Origin of the sequence: Leptothoe sp. EHU-05/26/07-4, assembly GCF_043421015.1 — a bacterium.
GTDB lineage: Bacteria > Cyanobacteriota > Cyanobacteriia > Phormidesmidales > Phormidesmidaceae > Leptothoe > Leptothoe turfae.
This window is the reverse complement of the sequence record NZ_JAXSQV010000003.1, coordinates 653,129-671,074: the sequence shown is the minus strand read 5'-3', so window position 1 is coordinate 671,074 and position 17,946 is coordinate 653,129. Positions and strand designations below refer to the sequence as shown.

The following is a 17,946-nucleotide window of genomic DNA, read 5'->3' as shown; positions in this document are numbered from 1 at the left end:
ACCTTGCGTTGCATACTCTGGACATCATACGTCGATAGCATAGGTAATCCCTACTTTTAGGGAAAAACCTCACTGACCAAAGATCCCTGAACTACTAAGGAACCAAAATTAGTTAGGCTCCACTATTGGATGCACAGACGTTGCATGCAACGTCTTTTCAGTTCTCTCAATTAATTGGTATGAGGATGGTTATCACACTCCGTTTTTAGAGAATTATTAGCTATGCAGTCTGCAACCCTAAATCCAGATGCCCTAGGGCAATTACTCTCTCCATTAGAAATTACGCCTACTCAGATCAAACAATTTCATCAGCAGGGATATTTTATCTTAGATAATCTATTGACTGCTAAACAAATTGCAACAATTGTTGAACGGTTCGATTCTCTTTTTAACACTCAGTTTGAGACCGGAGCTTCTCCTGACGAATGGTATGGTCGTCCGGGAGTAAGCCAGCCCAATGCGACCCAGCAGATGACTGGCTTATGGCGTTGCGATCGCACCCTTGCCAGCTTTACCCTATCTGCCAAAATTGCCCAACTCAACGCCTCCCTCATGGGTTGGACCTCGGCCCGCTATGGCCTTGATACCTGCTGGATCAAGCCTCCCAATGCTCCCGAAGTTTATTTCCATCGCAATAATACCTACACCACAGCCATTGCTCCACCAGCTACCGTTACCTGCTGGATCGCCTTAAGCGATGTTGCCATGGAAACCGGCTCGTTAGAAATTGTGCCTGGTTCCCATTTTTGGAACTGCACCGATAAGATCCGCGTTCTCCACGCTCCCCGTGAGGATTATCGCGAGCCCCTTTGGCAAGCTGCAAAACAAGCAGGTGTAGAATCCCCCCAGATTGTTCCCATTGTTTTACCCCCTGGCAGTGCCCTCTTTCTCCACGGCAATCTGTGGCGTGGATCGGGTCAAAACCGTAGCGGCAGCAAAACACGCCGCAGTCTGGCCATCAGTTCTCTAGCCGGTCATGCCCGGTTTCAACTACCTGGCATGGGAGATGGCTATATTTTTGAACGCTACCGTCAGCAAGGAAGTTTAGACCTTGACGAAAGCCATTACCCCATATTGTGGTCTCAGGATGGCTATCGCACTCCCTTCTTAGCCGACTATTGTCCAGATGCACTGGTGGAATCCGACAAACAAGCTTAGGTATTTGCTTGTCTCCTGAACAACAGACATTTGAGCCTTGATGGGGTGGGTGGCGACTCACCACACGGCGTCCGCCATGCCTCGCCGTAGGACATTTCATATCCCAAATGTTAAGTTTTCCATTGTTGCCATTGCTGATTTACCCCATGACTCAATCGAAGCATGAGATTTAATCCGCCCCTCTTCAAGACCACACCCGACTGAGACTCAGCAACGCCCTAACGTTAGATCATCGTCAAAACATCAGTGAGTAATCACTGATGTTTAAGCTTGCCAGCCTACGTACCGCATCTGTCTTAAAATTTACCTGGACAGAGCATAAGAAGGGGTGAGTACATGCGACTGTATAAAAAGGTAAGTTTGATTACCGGTGCTGGGTCTGGGATTGGTCGTGCCACCGCTGAATGTTTTGCTCGTGAAGGTGCCACTGTTGTGGCGGTTGATGTGAATGCAGATGCAGCCCAGACAACGCAGGAAGTGATTGAAACAGCTGGGGGTAAATGCCTGGGGCTGGGGGTAGACGTCAGTGACGAAGAGCAGGTGATGGGTGCGATCGCAGCAACAGTTCAGAATTTTGGTCGTCTCGACATTCTCTTCAATAATGCAGGCATCTCTATGCTAAAACCCATTACAGAAACCACCGAAGACGACCTAGACAAACTCTTGGGGGTCAACCTCAAAGGTGTCTTCTTTGGCTGCAAACATGCCATCACTCAAATGTTGACTCAAGATGGAGGAATCATCATTAACATAGCATCAGAGCTAAGTTTAGTGGGTCAACCTCTCTATAGCGGCTACTGTGCCACCAAAGGTGGTGTGCTCGCCTTAACCCGAGCACTATCCACCGAGTGGGCAGCTCAGAATATTCGCGTTAATGCTATTTGTCCGGGTCCCATTGACACACCCATGATCCATACGGAGTTTAATTTGGGTCATGATCCTGCTGCCGAAGAGAAAGCCACCATCGCTACAATTCCTGCCGGACGTTTGGGTAAACCCAGCGATATTGCCCGTGTCGCCTTATTTTTAGCCACCAGCGATGCCGACTTTGTTCATGGTGCTGCCATTGTGGCAGACGGAGGCAAAACTATTATCTAAATGCTAGACATCTAAATGCTAACCAATTACTGATAAATCTCCTCAACAACTGACTGGTGTCAACATCGTACTACTAGCTCGCTATTGAATCTTGTTGAAATTGATAAAACTTGAGTTTGCTGCGGATGCTTTTCACATGCTTTTTAACCGTGTTGAGACTAATGTATAGCTCAGCTGCAATCTCTTTATAGCTACGGTTGGCGCGCCTAAGCAACCAAATCTCAGTTTCGCGAGGTGTTAAACCATACTTTTTTGACTCAGTAGTTGCCAGACTATGGATAGAATGATTTTGGTCTTCTAAGACAATTAAAACCAGAGGTTGTTCATAGGCATCTAACTGCAAGAGTCGCGCTCGAATCCGTAGAATATTGTCATCCCCATCCCTAATTTCAGATTCAATTACCACAGGGTTGTCAGGATATAACTCATAACCATCAACGATAGCCTGATAGATCCGTCGCAGTTCTTGCCCCAGGATTTGAAATTGATTTTGAGTCTGAGTCAACCTCTCGATAATTTTTTGAGCATTGCTGTTGACATGGAGAAATTTGCTCTGCTGAGTCAAAATCAAAACGCCATCCATAAGCCCTTCAAGCACTCCCTTCACCAAAATACTATTGAAATGGCCACCGTGAGCTTTCAGATTTTTAAGTGCTTCTATGAAAGTATCCATCTAGCAGACCCTCTGTTTATATCCGCACAGCTGCTACATCACAGCTCCATATATCAGTAGATGTACGGATTTTGAGGTTATGCAGTTAGCCAGGCCTGAACTATGTGCGTCAAGCTATATTTCTTCGGTTTCAAGCTCCCTCCCATAGGTATAGTCCCTCCCATAAGGAGGGATTGAATAAACGATCAAAAAAGCATACACAACCGTTTATCCCCCAACTAACTTAAGAGAAGTCTTGTGTATACTTTTTTAAAGTAAATAAGCCTTAAAGAGTAATGGTTGGCAAGATTCCAGCTACAGAGTTTAAGGCTACATTTCTCCAGCAGAACATTCTAAGAAGACTACATTTTGAAATCCCATTCGAAGACTCTATTGTATCCTTCATCCATGTTCTTGCTAATCGTTACGATGAAATCCATCTCATTATCAGGATTTTCAAACTTAATGGTAACATGCACAATTTTTCCGTTAACAGTTTGACCCACGAGTTTTGACCCAATTCTCTGTTTGAACCGACCTTTGTTTTTAGTGTGCTCTTCCCATTGTTCCTTAAGTATGTCTGAAGAGAACTCACTTTCTTTAGAGGACACTAAGTTTTTCCAGGCTCTCGTGTAATTACCTTTGCCTAAGTCATCCACAAACTGTTCAGCAACTAATCGAGTAACCCATACATCTTCGTCGTCTTTAAAGATTGGTAGTTTAAACATCCTTTGCTTATCCTTTGATCCATCAACAGGGTCATTGGACTTTCTGTTTCGAGGGACCCATGGCTTCTCCCCATCACGATCATTGTCATGGGATCTTCGCTTCCCCTCTGAGCCATCAACAGAGTCATTGGGTTTTGTGTTTCGAGTGACCCATGGCTTTTCACCATCATGATCATCATCTTGAGATCTTTGATTCATTAAGGACTGAGACATTTTCTAATTCCCTCCCAAGGAACTCACAGAATAGATTGATGATTGAGAATAAGGAATAGCCGGAATACTACTACAATCATATAAGTGTGGGCAGATAATGCTTATGCAGTTTGCCCCCTAGAAAGTAGTAAAAAGTAGCATATTGTTAAGGGGACTTAGGTTACTTTTTCTGAGTAATCCCAACGACATAAATCCAAAATACACTTGATGGAAATAATAGAGGAATCAAAACATTAGCCCAGATATAAGCCTGTAATCCCCAAAATCCATAAAGCCCTGTCGTGATTGATAATGCAAATAGCCATTTTTGACGTTGATGGGCTTGCTGTTGAGTTAACGTTAGGGTTGCCCATTTTCCTAGTAGTGATGCCATAAGAATCATCCATAAGTCTGGGATACGAGCTACTTGATAGGATGACAATAAATGGTGAGTTGTGTAGGCATGAAGTTCGCCACCAGTAAATGATTTAGGGCAATCACTCTGGATATCTGCTTCTCGATATTTTGAGTTACACCAGTAGGTCAGAGCCGGTAATGGAGGATGGTTATCGCTAGCATCCACATATCCACCAGACGCGATAATTGCAATTTTTGGGTTGAACATTTTTGGGTTTTCTGAATAGGTCAAAAACTTCCAAGCCGGAATCAACTGGTAAATCTGATCTGGTGAAATGGAGTAGTCAATAATAAGCGGTAAATTGAAGGGTGAACGAACTATTTTTAAAAAAGCACTGATGTCACTAGGTTCATCGTTCTTGGCTGTATCAAGAAAATCATGTATTTGTTGCTGTAAATCAGCTTTATTCTCTAAATTAGGTTGGGGAGGATTAAGTTGAGAGTTTTCACTTAACGTATCGACGAGTGCCAACGTATAGGCAAAAGGGCATGTTTGAGCGCAGGTTTCATCATCAGGCAGCTTAACTTGCCAGTATCGAGCATAGGCATCACCATGTAAGCTCCACCGAGGGTCTGCGATACTGTCACGTGGCCGCAGGGAATCTCGTTCTCTAGTTGCAAATACAAACCAAGTATTATGGTCCACTATTGCTTGATGGATACTATCCACCAATTTGTCTTCTCTGGGTTCCTGTGTATCTAGAAGATAATCGATACCAATTACTTGGATAGATGAGCCTGATAACTGCTGAATTAATTGAGCAAGGTATTCACGATCCATTGGATGAAGTTGAAAACCGTCTATTTCTTTATCAGCCCTATTAATAGATTCTTGATCAATGGCAATCAGAAGTATAGGCGGAGCGTCATTCTTTTCAGTTTGACCGGTGCGCTCTCGGTACATCGACTGCATCCACAGCCGTCTATCCAGAAGGTCTGACTGAATAGAAGATACGGAACTCAGAAATATGGCGGTTGCAATTAGGAGAGCTTCTCGCTTTGTGGGTAACCATTGCTGAAGTTGACGTTTCCAACCAAACGGCTCAATGCGATAGGCCTCTACTCCAGAAACACCAAATAATGATGGAATCAGATAAGTAGAAGGATAGGCAAATTTTTCAGCTGATTGAAGATGATGACTAGCGGTTAGCAGCGCCCTATGAATATCACTGTGGGCTGCTAACTCTTGACAGAGAGGTTTGAGGAAACTTTGGGCTACATCGTTACGGATGGGTTCGCGCATCACGACGACTTGCAGTCCCAATGTAACCAAGGAATCAGCAATGCTCAGACCGCTACAAGAGTTAAAAATCGCTAGCTGTAGCCCATTTTCCCTTGCTTGAGTCAAGTATTCTTCAATTTCACTAATGGATAAAGAAATATTGGGAGCAATGGCTATACGTCCCCCAGTCACAGTGGTTTCATGACTGTGACCAGCAAAGAATAAGATATCCCAGCCGCGGTTCTCACAGATTTTAGCGGCAAAGTTTTCTTTAATCTTGGTAGCACTATCCTTGGGTTGCCAGAGAAATCGTTCGATAGTGGCAATGGGTGCAAGCGATCTCACTGCCTTCCAGTCCTCCTGCAATGGCAACCCAGGATCATCGCCTAAAACAGTGAGGATACGAGGCTTACCCAATCGTGATGGTTTCACCCAACTGCCGCCAGGCTCATCCATGACTGTACGGATGATGCGCAGTGAGCCAGGGCGAATAATCTCAGAACCCAATGCCCATGCCCATGCCTCCCAAGGCAGCCTAGCCATCTCATCAGATTCACAGGCCAGGAAAATATCCACGCCCGACTGTTCCAAGACTGCTTTTTCGGATTTTGGATGGGCGGGCGTCAGTCGTATTACCTCATCTCGAATCTGCTGCTGAATAGCGCGTAATTCCACCGCGCCTAACCAGCGTTGAAGCGCTTGAACTAATTCTTTTTCTGCTGCCATCAGGTCATGGGCTAGATCACCTGAACCTGGATTAATGCGACCACTATTGCTGGGGTGGGGTGGGGACGTTAACTGATAAAATCTGTAGTACCAGCGTCGCCATCGCTGATAACATTTTTCGATATCTTTAGAGGATGGCAGACTAGCGTTGAGGTGTTTTTTGCGATTATCCCACAGCAATAAAAAAGTACAAGATTGTTTATCTTGCCGATGCCAGATCTTTAATTCAAACGCTGTACGCATTTCACTTTAGATGAGAAATTCAGGAATAAACCAGGAATAAACATAGACGTTATCAATCTGCCAGCATGCTCTATCAAGGGTCAATCCAGGAAAGAGTCGCAAAACAGTAAGCTTCTTAAAATAAGTCACTTATCGTTTTTACTTATTATTCTATGGCAATGGCAGTGGTATCAAAGCTATAGGACTCTGCTGGCAATATTTGCCCGGTCGGTGAAACAATCGTTGCCACAAGTTTTGTGTTTTGGGTAGCATTCACCCGAACGTAGACAAACTCAGTATCTAGGGCATCTTCTTCTTCACCCAGGGTCCCTGTCAGATCGGCAACGCGGAGCTTGAGGCCATCGGGCAAAAAATCCCCCATTTGGTTTCGCAAAATTAATAATAAGGTCCAGTGTGGACTTGGATCGGGGGTGACTGATGCCCAAGTCGCTGCACACAGCTGCAAGAGATCACCGTCACATTCAACCGTTTGGAACATAGGCCGCAACTCAGACGGCATCTCCATACCTTGATATCTGAGTTCGTCTATGGCCACCTTAAATCTATCGGCTGAGCGAAACTCAGGTGCTGCTGCTAACACTTGGTTAGAGAACCAACCCAGGCTCTGGGATAATTCGTCAAACTCTGCACTCAGCCATTGGGCCGTGTTAATCGTCTGCTGGGTCAAAAGGGTAAAGATTTCGGTGATGTGGATACGTTGGGATGTTGGTTGTTCTGGAGATTGTTGCCATTGGTGGAGCATTCTTAGCAACTCAGGTCTTTGTAGAAGTGAAGCGCCTTTTGCCCAGGGGAGGAGTTGCCAGAGGCATTGTTGAGATGAATGGGGTTGGGACAGAATAGTGTTGAGATCGATCTGGGTGATGGTGGGTAAGGGGGGCTTGGGGAGCACACCTGACAATGCCATCGCCGTAGGATCTAGAAGGCGCACATTAAACAACAGGTGATTGGGTTCTGTATCAAACAGAAATAAGGGAAAGGCATAATTCCAGCGCTTGTCAGCCGATAAATTAATAAGGTGTCGGTAACTCACAAGTTGATCATAACGACCATAGCCTCGCACAACAACTTGTTTTTGCTCTTCTTGAACCTCAGTGAGGACATAGAAATGGGCTGAGAATTCAGGCAAATCGATCGCTGCTGCAGGTATTGAGATCGTCTCGTTCAATAAATTCTCAGCGGCAAGTAAGCACAGTTTGAAGCCACCGATCCTCAGATTACAAACAGCTGCGATCGCACCAGCATACTCGGGTTGTAAAAGAGAACAGTTTTCCTGATTGACAACAATACTTGACTCTTGCTCAGCAATCCATTGGATAAATCCTTGGAGTCCTAGAGCATTCAAATAGGTTTGCCACTGACAGCTTTCTCCAAGGACCTGGTCGCTCACATGAACGGCCCGATTAAAATAATCTGGCTCCAGGTCAATGACTTCCGGTGCTACCAGCCTCAAGTCATTAAAATCAATCGAAGAACACGGCATCTTCTGAACTCCTTGCTAGTTTTCTAGGTAGTGACGCAACCGTTGAGCGTACAGACTATTCATTGAACGGTTTTTGGCCGTTTTGATTTCTGCAATCGCTACTTGGAACGCTTCTGCATCGACAAAGGCTTCGATGTGCTGCATTAAATTCTGCAAGTAGTCTGGATCTGTCGATAGGGCTGCCAGATTTAGACTACTGACCTTTGTCGAAAGTACTTTAAAGAAATGATCCACAGTCCAATAACGCACGCGATTGAGCAGTGTGGTGGGATTGAGAACCCGGCTTACTTGTGATTGATTTTTCATGCCTAATAGATCCGCAACTTTACTTTGAGATTGTCCCTGACAGTAAACCAGCTTTAAGATGGCAGTCACCTTGGATGCAAATATGGTGTACCTTGGCCGCTGATGCAAACTTTGAATATGCTCACGAATGCCTTGATTGATGGCCCAGTCCAAACATTCGATCAGTTGCTGAGCACAGAATTCCCTCAGTTCTTGCTGAGCGATATGGTCAAGATCGTTTGTTGAATGAGGATCACAAAACTCTCTTTGCAGACCAGAATACGGATCGGCGGCCTCTAACGATTCTGATTGAGGTGCACCGTTTTTACTCCAGATGGCATACTGACGCAGGGTCTGGGCAATCTGCCTAAGTTCTGTAATCAGCTTTGATAGGTTAATGGTGATTCCCTGGGCTTGCAACTGTTGTTGCATTTCGTTGAGTTGGGTCGGGGTTGGGGCTGGGCAAGATTTATGATTGTGTCGTTGCTGGCGTCGATCGCGACGGTAGACAGCATGAAAAGCATTGATAATGTGGCGTTGGTGTGGGGAAAAACTCTCTAACTGGGGTTGGCGGGCTCGATTGAGTAATGCCCAGTCAGTTAATTTGTAAAATCCTCGCTCTGACAACACAGTCTTCAGGTCTTGATTTTGACGAACTTGCAGGTGAATCCAGTTGTCTAAGCTAGCGACCCGTTGACCATTGGGATTAAACTTGCGCAGGGCTTCGACTGAAAATCGCTGATAAGCAGAGGGCTGGGGCTTACCGCTACCGTTGAGCACCAGTTGATGTTTCGGGTCTTGGTCTAGCACAATTTGAATCTCCCCATCATCATCGAGAACGTAGGGCAGCAGATCCTTATGGGAGAGTTGTCCTGTGGCAGCAAACTTGCTTGCTAGAACTTTGCACTCCGCCACAATGGCATAGGAGACATATCCCCGCAGGCACAGGCCAGCTTTGGCCTGATTCTGTAGGGATACGGCAGAGGACTGGGTTGTAAATTGGCGATGGAGTAACGTCTGAATAGTGCGATGTTTTTGAACCAGGGGTTGCGATCGCACCTGCACTGGCGTATCAGCCAGCACCTGAACTGACGCACTCGTTCGCACGGATCGGTCAGCTGGCACCGCCGATTCGAACAGGTCAGCAAGCTCCGCTTGGAAGAACTCAGACGCTAGAGGCAGCACCTGTTCCTTATATCCACGTCCTTCACCACCAGGATCGATTCTCAAAATTACCCAGTATTTTGATAGAGGCCCCATGATTCATTACCCTGCAGTGGAACCATTTTCCCAGACCTGATTGGGTTGTGTAGTACCCAAGAGGGTACTATTGCTCAGGATTTGCGCCTACATTGCATGGCTAATGCGGCCCTTCATCCTCGTTTTCGCATCTAACCTTCTACCCCTCACACGCCACCCCATCCTTATCGCCGTCCAACCGATGTGGGTCCTCGCCGATGGTCACCACGGTAAAGTTTCTGTCTTCGATCTCCCCACAATCAACGTCATCCGCCCTCGTCTTGTAAACCGGGATGCAGGCACCGGAGTAGTGCGGATCGCATTCTGGTTGCTGTTGATCCGGCTGGAGTTGGGGCTGGTTCTGCGCGATCGCAATCCCCGAAAGCAACTGCGAGGCGATTAATGCGGAAAGGATGAGTCTCATGGGGCCTGTGTACGTAAATGTACTATATATAGTACACGTTGAAATTGTTCGGCCTTCTTTTAAAGAAAGCCGAATAACCATACAAGACCGTACTCACAACCGTGCTACTTTGAAACTTAGCATGTCATTGAGAGGTAGATGCTTCAGGTAAGCAATCGCCGCAAAGTGCAATGCTTTATTCAGTCATGATTCATACCTTTCAAATTCAGGGAAGCCCTTGTCGTCGACCCATAGCATTGGAGTATTAGAAAAAAAGGGCAACTACAAAAATACACAAATCCATTTCAGATACATTGTGTAGTATGCATGATACAAAAAGTTTATGGCATTGAGTTATTACCCATGACCTGCTTAGAACGTCTTGCCATGGACTATCAAGGTGTCTTTGTATTGTTGCCGTTGTTGATTTAGGGGATGAATCGATCTAACAAGATCGATCTAACAAGATTGTCCTACACTGGTATTTTCCAAATTAAATTCTTCCGGAGATCAGCAACACTATATTTTCTATAGAACTCTGGAAAAGGAGTTAGACCATCACAGCCGGGAGCATTGCCAATTATTTCTTTGCAGTCATTGCTAAGTCGTCAAGGGGTGATGGCATCAGGCCACATACTACTTCCATTAAGAATATTACGATTCAGAAGTTTTGATATTTCAGCGGAACTGACGGGTTTGCTAAACAGATAACCTTGTGCAGTCTCACAACCAAATTTTTGAAGTGTATAATATTGCTCCGCAGTCTCCACACCTTCGACAATAATCTTATGTTCTAGGTTGCGGCACATTTCTATCATGGAGCCAATCAAGACCCTTGATTTATTATTGATCAGCATATCATTAATGAAATATTTATCAATTTTCAGACAATCAACCGTCAGGTGTTTGAGAGAGGCAAAGGATGAATACCCCGTCCCAAAATCATCGATTGCCAGTAGTACACCTAGATCTTTCAACTCTCGAAAAATTGAGAGATTCTGCTGATCCGTCTGCACAACACTCTCAGTAACCTCCAGTTCTAGTTCCGATGGTACCATTCCTGTCTCATCAATAACACGCTTAATTAATGACACAAAATCCTTATCAAGAAAATGGATGGGAGAAATATTAACTGCCATGCGAATGGCTGGCAAACCTGCCTTCTTCCAGGCAACTGCTTGATTGCAAGCTGTTGTCAAAACCCATTCGGTCAGGGGCTTAATCATGCCTATTCTTTCGGCTGTGGCAATAAATTCGATGGGCGAAATCTGACCTAATTGTGGATGATTCCAGCGTGATAATGCTTCAACACCAATAATGTTGCCAGTGAGTATCTGAATCTGAGGTTGATAAACCAGTGACAACTGCTGTTTTTCGACTGCCTCCCTTAAATTTTGTTCCACGCGAAACTGATACTCTGCTTTTTGAGTCAGCTTAGACTTATAGAACGCATACTGATTTTTTCCACGTTCCTTTGCAGCATAAAGTGAAGTATCAGCTGCTTTTATTAAGGTTGAGAGGTCTTTTCCATCATTAGGGTAGTGAGCAATTCCAATACTGCAAGCCGGAGTGAATTTCCTAGCCGATAGCTCGACTGGCTTTGAGATCACGTCAAGGCAACGTTGAGCCATATGGGCAGCAGCATAATCATCATCTACATCATGCACAAGAATACAGAATTCATCACCACCAAGGCGTGCAACAAAATCAATTTCACGGGTGACCGCTTGCAGTCGTTTGGCAATTTCCTGCAGCAGTAAGTCGCCAGCATCATGCCCTAAACTGTCATTCACACTCTTAAAATTATCTAAGTCGATATATAGAAGACCCAGACGAGAGATATTTCTATCAGAACGTTGGATCGATGCTTCAAGATTTTGATAGAAGCTAGCACGACTGGCAAGCCCTGTGAGTTCATCAGTATACGCTAATTCTCGTATACGCTTCTGAGCTTGGTCTCGCTCCATAACAATCCCAGCTAGCCTTGCTGCAGACTTAAGATCGTTTGACTCCTCTTCATTGGGCAGCGCGGGATAGTCATAATACATGCCAAATGCTCCTAATACCATGCCTGAGGAATTTTTAATCGGTTCAGACCAACAGCAACGCATGCCATGGGGAAGAGCCACATGTTTGATTTCAGCCCATTTTGGATCTGTTTCAATATTCTCAACAAGAACACGCTTGCCGGTATAGGTCGATGTGCCACACGAGCCTACATTAGGACCGTTTTTTAGACCGTGAACTGCGTCGCAGTATTCCTTTGGCAGACTTGGGGCTCCTCCATGCATGAGTCGACCATCTTGTAATTCAAGCATTGAGCAGCGTAATCCAGGATGACGTGCTTCATACATTAATGCGATTTCTGGATAGATCTCTGATGCGGGTTTTCCGGTGGCGATCATCTCCAGAATTTCGGCATTTTTGTCATCAAATACTTCTGTTTTCTTTCGGGTTGTTATATCAACGTGGGTGCCCACCAGGCGAACTGCTTTTCCATCAGAACTACGATGTACCAGAAATGCACGGGATAGCACAAAAATTTCATGCCCTGCTTTATGCTGCATACGCATTTCAACATCAAATGAATCAACTTTACCGACTAAGTAATCTTGAACCATTGTCAAAACCCTGTCTTTATCATCTGGATGAACCAGGTTTTGCCAAGCATTTAAATCATTGGTCAGTTCATCATTTTGATAACCCAGCATGCTTTTCCAGCGTGGTGAATAATAGACTTCATTTGTTTCTAAGTTCCAATCCCAAAGCCCATCGTTGGCTCCGCGCATAGCCAGGGCAAACCGCTCCTCACTTTTCTGAAGTTTTTCCTCTGATTCTCTACGGGCAGTAATATTGCGTCCAATACCTAGTACGCCGATCAGGTCCCCATTGTTGTCATACATGGGAAGCCTTCTTATTTCCAGAAGCTCGCGGTGTCCATCATTGGCAAAGGTCATCCATTCTTCGTTTATGGATGAGGAGCCTGTCAGCAATACTTCTTTGTCGTACTCTCGCAATAAGTCTGCCAACTTAGTATTCACAAAATCGTAATCGGTTTTATCAAGTATCTCTTGTTCAGAGGCTCCGAAAAAATCTTCGAAACGATGATTGCAGGCTAGATACCTGCCATCAGAATCTTTCAACCATATGAGATCAGGTAGAGTGTGGATAATGGTGCTGTAAAATCCAATGTCTTCTCGGAGTTCTCGTGTTTTTTTTTCTGAAACAGAAACTTCCTCAAAGCCAAGGGCTAGAAACGATTGAATCTTACATCTCATGACAGGTTGTTATATGCCTAATATTTAGATATTTTCTGGGTTATACCTACAATATAGGTTAGAATCATAATCGGAATTCGTACTTTGACTGAATAACAACCATCAGCAATTGTGAGTTCCTGATAAACCATCTCTACAACCAAGCAAAAATACTGAAACCCTAGGTGTGATTTCCTGCACTATGCATGTGCACCACAAGTCCCTTCGTAGCTAACGTTGCCCATCATCCGCAGCGCGGGTAGCCTTTGCCTCACAACCGATCAATTTTTAGCATGTCAAGTGCGCTCGGAGGATCAACAAACTGGAAAATGCATTCGATTAATCTTGTCTCAATGAAGTCTCCCACTATCAATCTGCGTGGCAATACCTCACCATTATCTTGCTGCAATTAACACTGGAGTTGAAATATACCGAGAACAAGGTTATGTCAGATTGTTAGTCACTTTGACTAGATTGTGACATGTTCCATCATGATGACCCCTTCCTGCTTCACCCTGTTTACTGATATTCCTGTTGTACTACATCGTTACAAATGTTTAAATCTTATTCAACTTGTGAGGTGGGGGTAGAGAATTTACGTAGATCTTGTGTGTAATATGAATTTTACGTGAATACACCCACTCATTAGTTTCCATCATCTCAGTAGGCAGTATCCTTCATCGTAAGTACTTTATGAGTACTTTTACATCTTTATAAAGTTTACTCTGTTCTGGATATTACTCGCAGATAGTCCACAGATATCTGACGTAGAAGTCCTGACTGGTCGTTTAGCGGTGAATCTATGGTGCTGAGCCTCTACAGAGTTGAGTAAAGCTGTTAGATAAAGTTTTATAGCTAGTATCGACCTCCTGGTTAGAAGGTCATACTTTTGGGTCTTGACAGTTATTTAACCGTTTGAGGTTTCTCGTAGTTGCTTGATATAGATTCTGACTTGAATGTGATGGGGTTCTCGATAACGAGGTTTGTAATGAAAGAGATGATTACTCGCTGGTCCTCTACGCTTTCAAAAGCTCTGTTTTCTTGGATATTCTGCCTCCTGATAATTCTGGTGGCGTGGAACATGGGGGTGCCACCAGCGTATGCCCATCGGCCCCATGATGTTGTTCCACAGGTCGTTGTTTCGCCCAACTATGAGCAAGACAGTACGGTCTATGCGCTGGTTCGTAAAAATCTACTGCGGTCCAAAGATCAGGGTGAGACCTGGTTTCGTTTGAATAATGGTCTGGATAATCATGAGGCTTTAGTGGCCCTGGCCATTGCCCCTGGCGACCAGTCAACTCTCTACCTGACAACAGCTGGAGATGGCATCTATGGTTCCAAGGATGGTGGTAATACGTGGAAACCCTTTAATGCAGGTCTAGATGATCTGGATTTACAGTGGGTTGAGGCGTCTCCTGTGAATGCCCAGCTAGCTTTTACTCAAAGTCATGATGGTCGTCTCTACCGCACAGACAATGGTGGAGAGCAGTGGTCGATGGTATTGGCCAATGTTGCAGCCACTGAATTGGCGTTTGATCCAGAGAATCAATTCCTGCTGCTTGGGGATGATCAGGGGCAGATTTGGCGCTCGGAAGACAATGGCGTTACCTGGACAACGCTCACTCAAATACCAGACACCGGTATTGTTGAAGCAATTGCCGCTAGCCCATCAGTCATTTACGTTGGTACTGAGTCAGACGGTGTTTATCAATCCACTGATAATGCCAAGTCTTTTTCTCCTGTAAGTGATGGCCTCTTGGATCTGCGCACTCAGGATCTGGCGTTTACTCCTGACGGCAACCTATGGCTATCCACATGGGAAGCGGGTACGTGGCAGTGGGATCCTACAGAGAAGGTGTGGATTACCCTGGCCCAGGGATTGACTCGGGATCAGCAAGCCGACGACATGGAGGTGCCTCATTTTGAGGAGTTGGCTGTTTCCCCTGGCTATGCCAAAGACAGCACGTTGTTTTTGGGTGGGTTTGATGGACTATTTCGCAGTCAAGATAATGGCCAACAGTGGGAGCAGCTAGAGGTGCTGTCCTTGGGCACTGTAGTCAGTATGGCGGTATCACCCACATTTGCTGAGGATCAGACGGTTGCGATCGCAACCTACGTGGGTGAACTTTACATCAGTAATGATGCCGGTAACACCTGGCAAAGCATTAACGAGGGACTACACCTGCCTCTATTTACCAATAGCTTTAAGCCCTTGGATGCAGCCACTAGTGAGCAAGATCCCCGCCGCTTTTTTGACATTGCCCTTTCTAGTAACTACGCCGACGATCAAACCCTCTTTTCATCGATTCTCTACACTAAAATTCTACGGTCAGCCAACGGTGGTCAGAACTGGTCTGTGCATCCATTAAGTCAGGAAGTCCGAGGTGTCAGTTTGGGCGTTTCCCCCAACTTTAAGGCGGATCAAACGGTCTTTAGTACCAACCAGAAGGGACTTGTTTTTCGGTCTCAAGATGCCGGTAAAACCTATGAACGTGTCGGCCAGCTAGACAAGCAACTGGGCAATGATTCCCCATCCCTGGTGATCTCACCTGACTTTGCCAATGATCAGACCCTTTTTAACACGGGAATTCGCGGTGTTTATAAAAGTGAGAATGCCGGTCAGAAGTGGTCGCTGTTAACAGAGAATACTGATTTAGAAGAGCTACCGTTTGCACAGATAGCTGTTTCTCCTAACGTTGCTAGCGATCAGACCCTATTTGTGGCCTCAGGCAAGGGCCTATATCGCACTGAAGACGGAGGCAAAACTTGGGAACATCTAGACGGTAAAGGCTATGGAGCCAATCCCTTTATCGAAGCGGTGGATATCTCCCCCAATTACGTCAACGATAAAACTGTGATCGCTAGCGTTCGCGGACGGGGTCTCTTCAAAAGTGAAGATGGCGGCAATTCATTTAAGGCCATCGGCGATCCCAATCTGGCGTTCTCACGATATACCCATGTTCCCTGTGCGGGTCGGGCGCTTCAGTTTTCTCCAAACTATGCAGAAGATAACACCATCTTTGGTTTTGGGGCCGTTGACACCGCCATCTATCGATCCACTGACGGCGGTGAGAACTGGGATGTATTGTCTGTGCCTCGGCTCAAGATCGCTCAAATTGCGGCCCCCAGTACGCCGGAAACCGTGGGCATGTATCTGCGTCTGAACAAACGTAAGCTAACCGGTTTTGGGGTACTGGCAATCTTGGCAGCCAGCGGCATTGCCCTGTTCAAGCGGATTTCGTTTGAGCGCATCTCCACCCGCAACATTCGCTTAATCATTTGTCTAGCAGGTGTGGTGGGTGCAGTTGGCTGGGTTGCCTTTGAACGGCTGTTTGCACCGCAACAGTCGGCAGAAAATGGCTTCTTTATCTGCCTGGGATTTGCCGCCGTTTCCTGGCTGGTCACCAGTCCCTGGTTTGTCCGACGTTTTGTTCCCGAAACCACTGCCGAATCCTTGGCCGCAATTCGCATTGTTAGCTGCGGCACGCTAGTACTCATGACCCTGTGGATGGAGGATCTGCCTAGCAGCGCCCTCCTGCCAATTGAGATTCGTCATTCCATGGGGGTGATGGATTATTTCTACAATATTCCTGGATTTGAGGCGTTCTCTCGCCATCAGCCCAGCCTCCAGCTTTTTGAGTGGATAACGGCCCTGGTACTGATCTTAGGTACCATTGGCTTGAAGACTCGCTGGGTACTGCCATTGGGAGCCCTTTTCTATCTGGTTTTGGGCGGTATTTTACGACAGTACACCTGGTTTTACCACACTGGGCTGCTCCCCGTTTACCTGCTGGCCGTCCTCTCCTTTGCACCGTGTAATGATGCGCTATCGGTTGATCGCTGGTTAAAACAGCGGCGCGGTGAGCCCGTGCCCGTCGCCGATGAACCCGCGCCCATTTATGCTTGGGCACGCTATGCTTGTTGGCTAATTTTGGGGGTTTCGTATATTCAGGCTGGGCTGAGTAAGATTTACTTCTCTGGATTCTACTGGTGGGCCCCCCAGAATCTCAAGGCCAAACTACTCTCTACCACGTTAGAGCCACTGCAAACTGACTGGACTATTTCCCTACATTTGGTTCATGCCCCTGACATTGTGTTTGGCTTTTTGGGCTTTGTGGGGATATATGGTGAGCTGGCCTATGGTTTAGTTCTCTTCTCCCGCTGGGCCCGCTGGATCATGCCAGCTGCCATGGCTGCCATGCATGTGGGCATTATCTTTCTGCAAAATATTGTCTTCTTTGATTTAATTCTGGTGCAGCTAATCTTTTATGATTACACGGCGATCCGTCGTTGGTTGAATAGGCGTGGCTGGTTTAAGTTTGCCCAGAGTAACTCCCCTAAAGGAGAGACCTTACGTCCCAAGCGGATATTTTTCTATCCGATTTTAGTTTCGGTGCTGATTGTTACCATGTCATTTATCTGGGTGAAGCATCGGGAGTATTACCCACTAACATCTCTCCAAATGTTCTCTGGCTATGACGACTCAGGTATGGTTGGCTACAATAAGCTGATTGCCCATTATGATTCTGGGGAAAAGGTGCATGAGCCGACTCATAAATTTATCTATGCACCCATGAATACTCGCTATCGTTTAACCTTTAGAGACTGTCATCAGGAGGTTACTGCCAAGGTTAAAAAGTGCGACAGCCTACTCCAGGCATTTGGCGATGTTCATAATCAGAAAGCCCAGGGAGAAAATAGGATTACTGCATTTGAAGTGCAACGATGGGTTTGGGATTACTTTAATAATCCATCTGATCCCAACTATGGCAAATTAGAGAAAACGCATTTTTATAAGTACAGACCACGGAGCTGATCAGGTTCTCGCAGCCTATTGCCCTAAAAA

The 17,946-nt window shown here is 45.7% G+C and carries 11 protein-coding genes; 4 read left to right on the top strand and 7 right to left on the bottom strand.

Features of this window, described 5'->3' with window-relative positions; genetic code table 11:
• Nucleotides 1–222: 222 nt before the first annotated feature.
• Together U2F10_RS10720 and U2F10_RS10715 are read left to right on the top strand one after the other, a co-directional pair.
• The gene (locus tag U2F10_RS10720) at nt 223–1,158 is read left to right on the top strand and encodes a phytanoyl-CoA dioxygenase family protein (RefSeq protein WP_163701998.1); all 936 of its coding nucleotides are present in this window, start codon (nt 223–225) and stop codon (nt 1,156–1,158) included.
• 336 nt (nt 1,159–1,494) lie between these two features.
• Entirely contained in the window at nt 1,495–2,256 is a 762-nt protein-coding gene (locus U2F10_RS10715; protein ID WP_006514450.1) for an SDR family NAD(P)-dependent oxidoreductase, read from the top strand.
• Between the two features lie 73 nt (nt 2,257–2,329).
• On the opposite strand, the gene U2F10_RS10710 is transcribed toward U2F10_RS10715, so the two are convergent.
• The 6 genes from U2F10_RS10710 to U2F10_RS10685 all read right to left on the bottom strand — a co-directional run bounded on the left by U2F10_RS10710 (nt 2,330) and on the right by U2F10_RS10685 (nt 9,666).
• Nucleotides 2,330–2,929: a helix-turn-helix transcriptional regulator gene (locus U2F10_RS10710; RefSeq protein ID WP_163659222.1), complete on the bottom strand. Its 600-nt coding sequence runs from the start codon at nt 2,927–2,929 to the stop codon at nt 2,330–2,332.
• A 341-nt stretch (nt 2,930–3,270) separates the two neighbouring features.
• Nucleotides 3,271–3,849, bottom strand: a complete 579-nt coding sequence (locus U2F10_RS10705) for a DUF3887 domain-containing protein (protein ID WP_163659221.1) — start codon at nt 3,847–3,849, stop codon at nt 3,271–3,273.
• A gap of 160 nt (nt 3,850–4,009) precedes the next feature.
• Nucleotides 4,010–6,436: a CHASE2 domain-containing protein gene (locus tag U2F10_RS10700; RefSeq protein WP_499872004.1), complete on the bottom strand. Its 2,427-nt coding sequence runs from the start codon at nt 6,434–6,436 to the stop codon at nt 4,010–4,012.
• A gap of 145 nt (nt 6,437–6,581) precedes the next feature.
• Nucleotides 6,582–7,916: a DUF1822 family protein gene (locus tag U2F10_RS10695; RefSeq protein WP_163659219.1), complete on the bottom strand. Its 1,335-nt coding sequence runs from the start codon at nt 7,914–7,916 to the stop codon at nt 6,582–6,584.
• 15 nt (nt 7,917–7,931) lie between these two features.
• Nucleotides 7,932–9,461, bottom strand: a complete 1,530-nt coding sequence (locus U2F10_RS10690; RefSeq protein WP_499872002.1) for a hypothetical protein — start codon at nt 9,459–9,461, stop codon at nt 7,932–7,934.
• 139 nt (nt 9,462–9,600) lie between these two features.
• On the bottom strand, nt 9,601–9,666 hold the full coding sequence (locus U2F10_RS10685; protein WP_348917895.1) for an excalibur calcium-binding domain-containing protein: 66 nt from the start codon (nt 9,664–9,666) through the stop codon (nt 9,601–9,603).
• Between U2F10_RS10685 and U2F10_RS10680 the strand changes: the two genes are divergently transcribed.
• On the top strand, nt 9,643–9,843 hold the full coding sequence (locus U2F10_RS10680) for a hypothetical protein (RefSeq protein WP_499056726.1): 201 nt from the start codon (nt 9,643–9,645) through the stop codon (nt 9,841–9,843). The two genes, U2F10_RS10685 and U2F10_RS10680, sit on opposite strands and share 24 nt — an antisense overlap.
• A 608-nt stretch (nt 9,844–10,451) precedes the next feature.
• On the opposite strand, the gene U2F10_RS10675 is transcribed toward U2F10_RS10680, so the two are convergent.
• Nucleotides 10,452–13,121, bottom strand: coding sequence for a bifunctional diguanylate cyclase/phosphodiesterase (locus U2F10_RS10675; RefSeq protein ID WP_499872001.1), 2,670 nt, complete (start codon nt 13,119–13,121; stop codon nt 10,452–10,454).
• A gap of 967 nt (nt 13,122–14,088) precedes the next feature.
• Between U2F10_RS10675 and U2F10_RS10670 the strand changes: the two genes are divergently transcribed.
• Nucleotides 14,089–17,916 (top strand): VPS10 domain-containing protein, encoded by a 3,828-nt coding sequence (locus tag U2F10_RS10670; RefSeq protein ID WP_499872000.1) that lies wholly within the window; start codon nt 14,089–14,091, stop codon nt 17,914–17,916.
• Nucleotides 17,917–17,946: the final 30 nt, after the last annotated feature.

What these genes read in the sequence shown, in the direction of transcription:
- U2F10_RS10720 (WP_163701998.1), top strand. Translation starts at nt 223, where the DNA reads ATGCAGTCTGCAACCCTAAATCCAGATGCCCTAGGGCAATTACTCTCT.
- U2F10_RS10715 (WP_006514450.1), top strand. Translation starts at nt 1,495, where the DNA reads ATGCGACTGTATAAAAAGGTAAGTTTGATTACCGGTGCTGGGTCTGGG.
- U2F10_RS10710 (WP_163659222.1), bottom strand. Translation starts at nt 2,929, where the DNA reads ATGGATACTTTCATAGAAGCACTTAAAAATCTGAAAGCTCACGGTGGC.
- U2F10_RS10705 (WP_163659221.1), bottom strand. Translation starts at nt 3,849, where the DNA reads ATGTCTCAGTCCTTAATGAATCAAAGATCTCAAGATGATGATCATGAT.
- U2F10_RS10700 (WP_499872004.1), bottom strand. Translation starts at nt 6,436, where the DNA reads ATGCGTACAGCGTTTGAATTAAAGATCTGGCATCGGCAAGATAAACAA.
- U2F10_RS10695 (WP_163659219.1), bottom strand. Translation starts at nt 7,916, where the DNA reads ATGCCGTGTTCTTCGATTGATTTTAATGACTTGAGGCTGGTAGCACCG.
- U2F10_RS10690 (WP_499872002.1), bottom strand. Translation starts at nt 9,461, where the DNA reads ATGGGGCCTCTATCAAAATACTGGGTAATTTTGAGAATCGATCCTGGT.
- U2F10_RS10680 (WP_499056726.1), top strand. Translation starts at nt 9,643, where the DNA reads ATGTGGGTCCTCGCCGATGGTCACCACGGTAAAGTTTCTGTCTTCGAT.
- U2F10_RS10675 (WP_499872001.1), bottom strand. Translation starts at nt 13,121, where the DNA reads ATGAGATGTAAGATTCAATCGTTTCTAGCCCTTGGCTTTGAGGAAGTT.
- U2F10_RS10670 (WP_499872000.1), top strand. Translation starts at nt 14,089, where the DNA reads ATGAAAGAGATGATTACTCGCTGGTCCTCTACGCTTTCAAAAGCTCTG.